The following is a 9,832-nucleotide window of genomic DNA, read 5'->3' on the forward strand; positions in this document are numbered from 1 at the left end:
AGCGGGACCAATGTTGCTAGAAAAGACAAATCTTTCTGCTCAAAAATCAATTAATGGAATTTAGGTTAATAAAAAAGCCGCCTCACAATAAAAATTGGAGGCGGCTTTTTTGTTTTGATTTAAACAATTTATGGTGTTGCAGGTGTTGTAGGTTCTGCTGGTTTTTTCTTTTTGAACAAACCGTTGATTAAACTGCTGGCTTTCTGTTTGATGTCTTCTTTTTGGGCACTGGTTTTAGTTGTGTCAGTGCCTGGTTTTGTGTTGGTATTTAGGTATTTGTCCAATGCTGTACTTCCCTTTTTAAGCAATTTATCCGATTGCTGTTTGGCCAATTGCATCGTTAAGTTGGTCACTGCCGCTTTCATGTCCGATGAAATTTTTGGATTACTAAATGTTCCAGTCATTAATGCTGTTACAGGAATGTTGTCAAATTTGGCAGCATCAGCAGGTGACATTTTCGAGATATAAGCATTGGCTTCCTTGCCTAGATATTTGGCAGGAACATTAAATTTGATGTTGTAGTCCATATTTTGGTCAAAACCATGTGAACCGCCGACAACAGCTTTGATATCTTGGTATTTAATTTCAAATGGTTTTACATTTACTTTTCCGTCTTTAAACGTAAGCGCTGCTTTGATATCGTTAAGATTTACTTTGTTTAAATCAACGAATTTTAAATTGGAAGTCAATGCTGTTAACAAAGTCGAATTGCTTGAATTTATCGTTGTAGAAAGCAATTGTCCAACCAAATCACCCGAAAGCGTTTTTAAATCAGGAGTCATTTCAGTGGCGTCCAGATTTCCGTTCAATTTAATGTTGGTGTTGATTTTTCCATTGACAATGCCCGCAATTGGTGCTATTTTTTTAAGCATATCCAATTGAGTGAAACTTTGTTGAATGTCAACTTGGTTCAAGTTAAGATTCATATCAAAAACTGGTGTTTTTCCTTTTGTGGAAACTGATCCGCTGGCACCTATATTTCCTCCAAAAATGGATGTTTTAATATTTTCCAAAGTAACTTTCTCATCTTTGATAATCATTTTTCCCGATACATCTTTCAGTGTTAGATTGTCATATAAAACCGTATTGGCTTTTGCGGTAAGCGTACAATTTAGGAAAGCAGGGATTTTCAATGGTTCTGCTTTCTTTGTTTGTGCAGTTGAAGTTTCAGTTGTTCCGGCTGTGGCAGGAGGAGTGCTTGTTGTCATGAAATCATCGACAGCCAATTGGTTGGAAGTCATATTGAAATTTCCTTTTAGCTCTTGTTTTCTGAACATGAAACCATAAAAATTATCCAAAACCCCTGTTACGCTAAGGTCACTTTTTCCTGTTTTGGCATTGAATTGTTTCAAATGCACCTGACTTGGGTTGAATTGCACCAATGCATTACTGATGGTCATGTTTTTACCATTGGCGTCAGCATAATTAAAGCCGGTCAAACCAATTGTTCCGGCATTGTTTATGTTTTGGTATTGACTTTTCTCTACCGAAGCCATATCGAATTTGGTAGTTACATCCGCTTTTAAAATTCCGGTAAGCGGTTTGTCTAGTTTGATAGGATAAGCTTTGGAAAGATTGGCCAAGTTGATGGTTCCTTTCAAAGCGGCATCGACCAATGCATTGGTGCTGATGTTTTTGATATTGGCTTTTGCATTAAAAACATCTTGGTCTATTCGGAATGATAGTTTGTCTAGATTAACGTAGGTATCATTCATTACCCCGGTTTCGTTTACAATCTTAGTGTCGATAACAATACTTTGAACCGATTTTGGTAAGTTCGGATATTGGAATGAACCGTTGTTGGAAGCAATGGCAATGCTGAATTTTGGAATGGTAGTGTCCGTCAGCATTCCTTTGGCAAAACCGCTAACAGTAAAATCTCCGGTTGTTTTTACGCCTTCTAAACTGGAAGAATAAGCAGCCGGAATTAACCCCAAGAAGTTCTTGAATGAGGAAGTCGGTGTTTTGAATTTCAAGTCATATACCTGTCCTGCATCGACCATTTGTATAAAACCGTCAAACTCTAAAGGTAATTGATTGATTAATGCTTTGTTTTCCTTAAAAGTGTATTTGCTTTTCTCTAAATCTATCCCAAGAACCGCATCCAATGATAACGCAACATTCTTCATGTAATTGATTTTGCCCATATCAAATGATACTTTAGCCGTTGACTTGGTGTCTAAATCCAATTTTGAGTTGCTAAAATCTCCGGTTCCTTCATGGTTCAAGCTGTCAATGACCATTCTCATTTGTGAAGTTTCATCAAAGTATTGGAACTTGAAATTCTCAATTTGATATTTCTGGATTTTCAATGACATAGGTTCGCTTTTGCCTTCTTCTTTGGGCTTGTTGTCTTTCAAAGCGATATCAAAATTCCCGATCCCGTCTTTATTGAATATGATGTTGATAAATCCGTTTTTGGAACTGATTCCTTCAATTTGCATGGCTTCTTCTTTGCCCTTGAATAATTCTTTGATAGACATTTTCAAGTTTAATTCGCCTAATGAAACCAAGGTATCTCCTTCAAAAGGAGCTTTGTTGATAATTAATAATTTATCCAAAGTAACTGTCGCTTTCGGGAAGTTTTTGAATAAGCTCAAGTCAGCATCCGAAAAGGAAACTTTGGCATCTACTTTTTCGTTGATGGCTTCGGCAATTTTAGCTTTTATTTGATCTTTAAAGAAATACGGAATTGCAAATAGGGAGGCAGCTAGTACGACCAATACAATTCCAACGATTTTTAAAATTTTCTTTAGCATAGGTTAGGTAGATTGGGTTATTTTTTACAAAAATAAGAGTTTATTAATTAGTTGTTTTGTAAAATTTTGTACGAAGATAATATTTGTTTTTTAATGGAATATGGTATCTCTATTCTTTAGTCTTATTTTATGATTTTGAAATCATTAGGATCTAATAAAAAGAAACCCTTTCGGTTTTTTAATCTGAAAGGGTTTATAATAGGTGATAAAAAAATTAATGGATTGAAATTTCAAAAGGTAGTCGGGCTTGGATTCCTTTTTGCATTTGTAATTTTTTAATTTGTTGCAAAACAAAATAATTATCTTCTCCCAATTCTTCTTTGATTAGTGCTTCTTTTGATTTGGCAAAAGGGAATTTGGAAAGTATATCGCTGAAATCTTTTTCAAAAATCGGGAAGTTTTGAGTGGAATAGTCTTTGATTTTTGCTAATGATGCGGCTTCTTTCAGGGCATCATCTAAATTTCCAATTTTATCCACCAATCCAATTCTTTTGGCTTCAGTACCAGTCCAAACTCGCCCTTGAGCAATTGAGTCTACTTGTGCAAATGTCATTTTTCTTCCTTCGGCAACGTGAGTTACAAATGTTTTATATACTCTCTCAATGCCTTCCAAGGTTACTGCTTTGAATTTTTCATTCAAAGGAACGAAAGGACTGTAACTAGCATTGTCGTTGGTAGTTATTTGTTCTGTATTGATACCTATTTTTGTAGACAACTGGTTGAAGTTGGGCAAGATTCCAAAAACTCCAATTGAACCTGTTATTGTATTTCTTTCTGCAAAAATGGTATTGGCGTTACAGGCAATATAATATCCTCCAGAAGCGGCATAATTCCCCATAGAGACTACAACGGGTTTTACTTTTTTGGTTAATTCAATTTCTCTCCAAATTAAATCAGATGTCAATGCACTTCCGCCTGGACTGTCAACACGAAGTACAATGGCTTTGATGTCTTTGTTTTTTCTGGCTTCTTGGAACGAACGACGCATAGAACCTTCCCCAATTACGTTTACATCCCCTTCGCCACTCTGAATTTCGCCTTGAGCATAAATTACGGCAATCTGATTGTCTGATTCTGAAATTATGGATGTCGTTGCTACTTTTTGAGCATAATCGGTTATCGATACTTTGTTGTAATCTTCATCACTCGCTACTTTCAACGCTTTTTTGATAGCATCATGATACACGTCTTCGTAGGCAACAATGTCAATAAGTTTATTTGCTTTGGCCATTTCCGGGGTACGAGCCAATAAGCCAGTCGCGATTTCATTCAGTCTAGCAGTAGATATATTACGACTTGTAGAAATATCAGTAAGTACTGAGCTCCAAACAGAGTTTAATAAAGCGGTAGTTTGCTCTCTATTGGCATCACTCATTTTGTTTTCAAGGAATGGTTCAACGGCACTTTTGTATTTTCCGTGACGAATAACTTCCATTTTAACTCCAGATTTTTCCTGTAAATCCTTAAAGAACATTATTTCGGTAGATAATCCTTTAAAATCAAGGTCTCCAGCAGGATTCAAATAAATAGTGTTGGCAACGGAATTCAGATAATAGTCTCTTTGTGTATAATTATTGGCGTAGGCCATAACAAACTTTCCTGATTTTTTAAAATCATTTAAAGCTTCTCTCAATTCTTTACTTTGAGCCAATCCTAGTTCAGAATCTTGATTCAAAATAGATATTCCTTTAATATCGCTGTCTGTTTTTGCAGTGGCTATGGCATTAATGATATCGGTAAGTCCAATATTCTTTTTCTCAGAAAAGATATCCATCCACGGGTCTTTATATTTTCCCGCATAATCATTGGAAATATCCTTTAAGTTCAATTCTATAACCGAATTATTTTTGACCTCAATTCCTTCCGACTCTTCTCCAAATAGTGTTCCTATGAGTACAATCCCGAAGAAAAACAACATGAAAAAAATAAAAATACCAATAATGGTAGCCATTACATTTCCTAAAAATCTCATATAGTATATTTTTTTAATAAGTTGCAAAAAGTGCTGATTTGTTACAGTTAATGCTGAAAATAAATTGAAACACTCTGGGCAAATATACTGCTATTCTAAAATTCTTTTGCTTAATTTGTGCCTAATATGGAATTACAGCATCAAGTTATTTTATCTCTGGGGAGCAATCAGGGCAATCGTTTGAAAAACATTGAATTGTGTCTTGAATTGATTCATCATGAAATCGGGACTATTATAAAAGTTTCAAAATTATACGAAACTCCTTCTTGGGGTTTTGAAAGTGAGGCATTTTATAATTGTGCTTTGGTTTTGCATACCTCTTATTCTGCTCAGAAAGTATTGGAGTTAGTTTTACAGGTAGAAAAAAAGTTGGGTCGTATTCGCAAGGAGAACGCGGGGTATCAATCTAGAATAATTGATATTGATTTGATTGCTTTTGATGATGAAATCCTTGAATTGGACCATCTTCAAATTCCGCATCCGCTAATGCAAAACCGAAAGTTTGTTTTGTTGCCTTTTCAGGATTTGAATGTAGACTGGACGCATCCTGTTCTGAAAAAAACAATTTCGGAGTTGATTCAGATTACGCCTGATGATAGTGACTGCAAAGTAGTGCAAAAATTAGAAAGTCCTTTGGATAAAATAATATTAAACCAATATAATTATATCGCGATAGAAGGTAATATTGGTGCGGGAAAATCAACTTTGGCGCTAAAAATGGCCGAAGATTTTAATGCTAAAACCGTTTTGGAGCGCTTTGCCGATAATCCATTTTTGCCCAAATTTTATGAAGATCAAAGCCGTTATGCATTTTCACTCGAAATGTCTTTTTTGGCTGATAGATACCAACAATTATCAGATGATTTGTCTCAATTTGATTTGTTTAAAGATTTTGTTATTGCCGATTATCATATTTTTAAGTCGTTGTTGTTTTCTAAAATCACTTTAGAAGAAGACGAATTTAGATTGTATCGTACATTATTTGATATTATTTATAAAGAAATGCCAAAGCCTGATTTGTATATTTATCTCTATCAAAATACAAATCGATTGTTGCAAAACATAAAAATCCGTGGCAGAAGCTACGAACAAGATATCACGGCGGAATATTTGGAAAAAATAAACAAAGGATACTTGGAATACATCAAAACCCAAACCGATTTGAATGTTTTAATCATAGATGTTTCCGATCGTGATTTTGTAAATAATCAGGAAGATTATCTTTTTGTTTTAAATTCTATCCACGAGAAAAGCAATCTGTAGTATTATCTTTTTAAAGAGAAATGACCTTTCACTTCCGGACTATTCGGGTCTAATTTTAATACATACCAATAATCAGTTGCAGGTAAGGATTTTTTGTTAAAAGTACCGTCCCAACTACGATTAAAATGATTGAGTTGTGTGATTAATTTTCCATAACGGTCAAAAAGAGAAACTTCAGCCAATGGGTAATCAATCAATCCTTTTACTTCCCAGATATCATTAAATCCATCATTATTTGGAGTGAAATATTTTGGAATAATGATAACTATGAAAGGTTCATTGTCGGTATTGCATTTGCTGATATTGCGTACATATGCAGTTTGTAATCCGCTAGGAGTATTGGTGAAAATATTGGAGCTTTGATAGTAAATATTATCTATTGAATATTCAAAATAATCTTCAGTTTTTATTAGTTCTATGGTAACGGTTGTTTCATCTACTTTTACATTCTTTATTTCAGGTTTGTTGTATTCAAATACGGTAATTGTTTTTCTGCTAGTGCAGTTTTCTGGAGCGGGACTGGTCACATCTACTGTATAAATTCCTGTTGTTGGAGCGTTAATTGATTGTGAGGTTTCGCCAGTGGACCATAGGTAGGACATGTTTGGAATAGATGCATCTAACAGTGCTGAACCGGGAAGACATAGGGGAACTTGTTGATCTGTCACAACAGGAGGTGTGTAAACAAGTAGGTCAATAGGAATTTTATTGTTGTTTGTACAGCCATTGTTTATGGCTTCGGCATAATAGGTTGTATTTGTACTAATGGTAGTGGTGGTATAGGATAATCCGGTGCTTATAACTGTTCCGCCAATTTGAGAGTACCAATTTATAGTACCAACAGAGGGTGTAGCTTTTAAAGTAAATAATCCAGGTCCGCAATTGGTTACGGGAGAGTTTGTGTCTGTGACTGTGATTGTTGGGGTGATGCTTATTTTGGCTTCTACTGCAGTTCTTTTGCTGGCGCAACTTGCGGTTGCTGTTTCAACATAATAGGTGGTTGTAGTGTTTAAAATTGGAGTGATGAAGCTAGTACCAGTTCCCATATAATTGCCACCTGTTACAGCATCATACCAATTAATAGTTCCTATTGTTGCCGTAGCTTGTAGAGTAACAGTTCCTGGGTCGCATCTTGATGCTGATGTAGTATTTGTTATGGATGCGACGGTCAAAGTGGTGCTGGCCGAAAGTTGTAAAATTGGATCTCCAGCCGTTCCTCCATATTCTACAATGTATCCTTTGGGTTGGTAATTTCCACTGATGTCTCCTGTATTAGATAAATCATTCCAAGAACCGGCTATTCCAACTCCTGGTGCCGTGATATGGGCATAGTCTTCATCTCCTGCCTGATTAGGTTCATTAGTGTTCCAAAAGGCAAAATTAGGAGTTGAGCCATTCGAAAGTCCATTCCAAAAAACAGTACCTGCTTCTGGGCCAGTTACCCATTTCCAAACACCTTCTGTTTCTTCATCTGTACCACCAATCCATCCGGCTCCTGGGGCTTGTTTTCCTGCTAATTGTGCTTCGTCAGCAGCGGTAATTGTGGCCAGATAACCTTTTAGTCCATAATAGGTTCTGATATCTGCAGCTGCTTTAGCATTGGTCCAAGTAATTCCTAAATTAGGTACATATTCGTAATAATGACCATTTCTAGGTAAATAATTGGCCTGGCCTATACTGATTGAAAATTTTCTAATCCCTGAAGGCATGGCCGTCGAGTTACTAAACTGAACGTCATTTATGGCATTTTCAAAGTCGGCATAGGTTACTTGTATTCCTGTAGGACTTTTTAAGGTTAGTTTACCTTCGTTAGAATTCCAGCTACTTGTAATTGTGGAATGGGATGAAGCGTTGTTTAGGGATAGTTTATCTTCACCACTGACATAGCCTGATGAAATCTGAATGTAAACGGCATCAGCCCCTGTGCCGTCAGTATCTGTAATAGAAATGGAGGTTACGATGTTGGTGCTAGTTAAAGGGCAGTAAGAACTATTCCCCGTGGCGGTAATAACAGGAGCGGCATCGGCAAGAGAATGAGTTGGTTTTTTTGGGGTTGTTAATCCTTTTTTAGGAGGATTATTAATGAGATTTGCATAGCCAAAATTGTAAATTGAAAATGCTAAAAGGAATAGTATGTTGATGTGGAGTCTAATTTTCATTTTATAAAAATAGGCTTTTAAATCAAAATGCAAAAGTTTGTTTAGAAGTTTATTAGATAAAAAAAAGAGTAATTACAAATTGACTTTTAATTGTTAAATTGTTTGAATAAATCCCAAACTACAATACCAGCACTTACTGAAATATTTAAAGAATGTTTGGTTCCCAATTGTGGAATCTCAATACAACCGTCGCATAAAGCTACAGCTTCCTGTGCTACACCATAAACTTCATTTCCAAAGATTAAAGCATATTTTTGGTTTTTATCTACTTTAAAATCTTGAAGAAAAATTGAGCTTTCCACTTGTTCAATGGCAAGGGTAATGATGTTTTTTTCTTTTAAATTTGTAATAACTTCCAGTACATTTTCATGATGTTCCCAAGTCACAGTTTCGGTTGCGCCAAGAGCGGTTTTGTGAATTTCCTTATTTGGAGGAGTAGCAGTGATACCGCACAAGATTATTTTTTCGATCAAAAAAGCATCTGCTGTTCTGAAAACTGATCCTATGTTGTGTAAACTGCGAATGTCGTCCAAAACTAAAATCAAAGGTGTTTTTTTAGATTTTTTAAAATCGTCAATTGATTTTCTCTCTAGTTCGCTGTTTTCAAGTTTTCTCATTGTTGGGTAATTGTTTTTATAAAAAAAGCTTCCCAAAAATCAGGAAGCCTTTTTTTATTTGATAAAAAAGTAATGTTAGCTTTTTGTTGCAGCAGGTGCAGCATCTGGTAAAACAGTTCCTTTTATAGTAAGAGTTTTTGTTGGTTGACCTTCAGCATTTGAAGTTACAGTCACAGTTTTTGTAAATGGACCTACTCTGTCAGTAGCATATTTTACTCCAATAACTCCTTTAGCTCCTGGAGCAATTGGTTCTTTTGGTGTAGTTGGTACAGTACATCCACAAGATCCTTGAGTGTTTGTGATAATTAATGGTTTGTTACCATTGTTAGTGAAAACAAATTGACGGTTACCATCAGCATTGTGAGCTACAGTTCCGTAATCAATTGTTTCATTTTCGAAAACCATTCCTGCACCATCTACTTTTGGTAATGCAGCAACTGCAGTTGTTTTTGCTTTTTTAGCTTTTTTAGAAGTCTCTTGAGCGTTAGAAATTGTTGTTCCTAAAACAGTTAGCATAGCTAATAGAAGTATTTTTTTCATAGTCTTTTTAGATTTGATTGACAAATTTATACAAATTAACAAAATTGTATCGTAAATTTTTCTTAAAACTAATTTAATTTTTTTTCGCCATAGTTTTTTGCGGTATAAAATTATAAATTCGCTGAGTTTTTTATTCATTCAAATATAACAATTTTGGCAGCAAAAGATAAGATAGTTAAAGAGACTCCATTAATGAAGCAGTACAACGAAATCAAAAGGAAATATCCTGATGCTTGCTTGTTGTTTCGTGTTGGGGATTTTTATGAAACTTTTGGAGAAGATGCCGTTCGGGCTTCAAAAATTTTAGGGATTACATTAACCAAAAGAGGAGCGGGTTCAGAGACGGAGACTGCGCTGGCTGGTTTTCCCCATCATTCTATCAATACATATTTACCTAAATTAGTCAAAGCGGGACTTCGAGTGGCTATTTGTGATCAATTGGAAGATCCTAAAATGACTAAAACCATAGTTAAACGAGGGGTTACAGAGCTCGTAACACCTGGAGTTTCTATGAATGATGAG

At 35.4% G+C, this 9,832-nt stretch carries 6 protein-coding genes and 1 pseudogene; 2 read left to right on the forward strand and 5 right to left on the reverse strand.

Translation table 11 applies throughout. From position 1 onward, the window contains the following. Positions 1–128 precede the first annotated feature (128 nt). Together VFS71_RS10490 and sppA are read right to left on the reverse strand one after the other, a co-directional pair. Positions 129–2,759 (reverse strand): AsmA-like C-terminal region-containing protein, encoded by a 2,631-nt coding sequence (locus VFS71_RS10490; protein ID WP_326401165.1) that lies wholly within the window; start codon positions 2,757–2,759, stop codon positions 129–131. 214 nt (positions 2,760–2,973) lie between these two features. Continuing rightward, complete coding sequence (sppA, locus tag VFS71_RS10495) at positions 2,974–4,731, reverse strand: signal peptide peptidase SppA (RefSeq protein WP_326401166.1); 1,758 nt, start codon at positions 4,729–4,731, stop codon at positions 2,974–2,976. Between the two features lie 126 nt (positions 4,732–4,857). Here sppA and folK point away from each other — a divergent pair, with 126 nt between their 5' ends. Then, complete coding sequence (gene folK, locus VFS71_RS10500; protein WP_326401167.1) at positions 4,858–5,994, forward strand: 2-amino-4-hydroxy-6-hydroxymethyldihydropteridine diphosphokinase; 1,137 nt, start codon at positions 4,858–4,860, stop codon at positions 5,992–5,994. Positions 5,995–5,996: 2 nt separating this feature from the next. Here folK and VFS71_RS10505 read toward each other — a convergent pair whose 3' ends face one another. The 3 genes from VFS71_RS10505 to VFS71_RS10515 all read right to left on the reverse strand — a co-directional run bounded on the left by VFS71_RS10505 (position 5,997) and on the right by VFS71_RS10515 (position 9,310). Further along, positions 5,997–8,153: a T9SS type B sorting domain-containing protein gene (locus VFS71_RS10505; protein WP_326401168.1), complete on the reverse strand. Its 2,157-nt coding sequence runs from the start codon at positions 8,151–8,153 to the stop codon at positions 5,997–5,999. An 86-nt stretch (positions 8,154–8,239) separates the two neighbouring features. Beyond that, a complete protein-coding gene (locus tag VFS71_RS10510; RefSeq protein WP_326401169.1) occupies positions 8,240–8,770 on the reverse strand; it encodes an RNA methyltransferase in 531 nt (176 codons plus the stop codon). Positions 8,771–8,845: 75 nt separating this feature from the next. Beyond that, a complete protein-coding gene (locus tag VFS71_RS10515; protein ID WP_326401171.1) occupies positions 8,846–9,310 on the reverse strand; it encodes a DUF1573 domain-containing protein in 465 nt (154 codons plus the stop codon). Positions 9,311–9,463: 153 nt separating this feature from the next. Here VFS71_RS10515 and VFS71_RS10520 point away from each other — a divergent pair. Then, positions 9,464–9,832, forward strand: a pseudogene (locus VFS71_RS10520) (DNA mismatch repair protein MutS); the annotation flags it as partial.

This window comes from Flavobacterium sp. (genome assembly GCF_035760125.1).
Classification (GTDB): Bacteria; Bacteroidota; Bacteroidia; order Flavobacteriales; family Flavobacteriaceae; genus Flavobacterium.

Bases quoted from the DNA above. Each gene is read 5' to 3' on its own strand.
- VFS71_RS10490 (WP_326401165.1), bottom strand. From the start codon at position 2,759: ATGCTAAAGAAAATTTTAAAAATCGTTGGAATTGTATTGGTCGTACTA.
- sppA (WP_326401166.1), bottom strand. From the start codon at position 4,731: ATGAGATTTTTAGGAAATGTAATGGCTACCATTATTGGTATTTTTATT.
- folK (WP_326401167.1), top strand. From the start codon at position 4,858: ATGGAATTACAGCATCAAGTTATTTTATCTCTGGGGAGCAATCAGGGC.
- VFS71_RS10505 (WP_326401168.1), bottom strand. From the start codon at position 8,153: ATGAAAATTAGACTCCACATCAACATACTATTCCTTTTAGCATTTTCA.
- VFS71_RS10510 (WP_326401169.1), bottom strand. From the start codon at position 8,770: ATGAGAAAACTTGAAAACAGCGAACTAGAGAGAAAATCAATTGACGAT.
- VFS71_RS10515 (WP_326401171.1), bottom strand. From the start codon at position 9,310: ATGAAAAAAATACTTCTATTAGCTATGCTAACTGTTTTAGGAACAACA.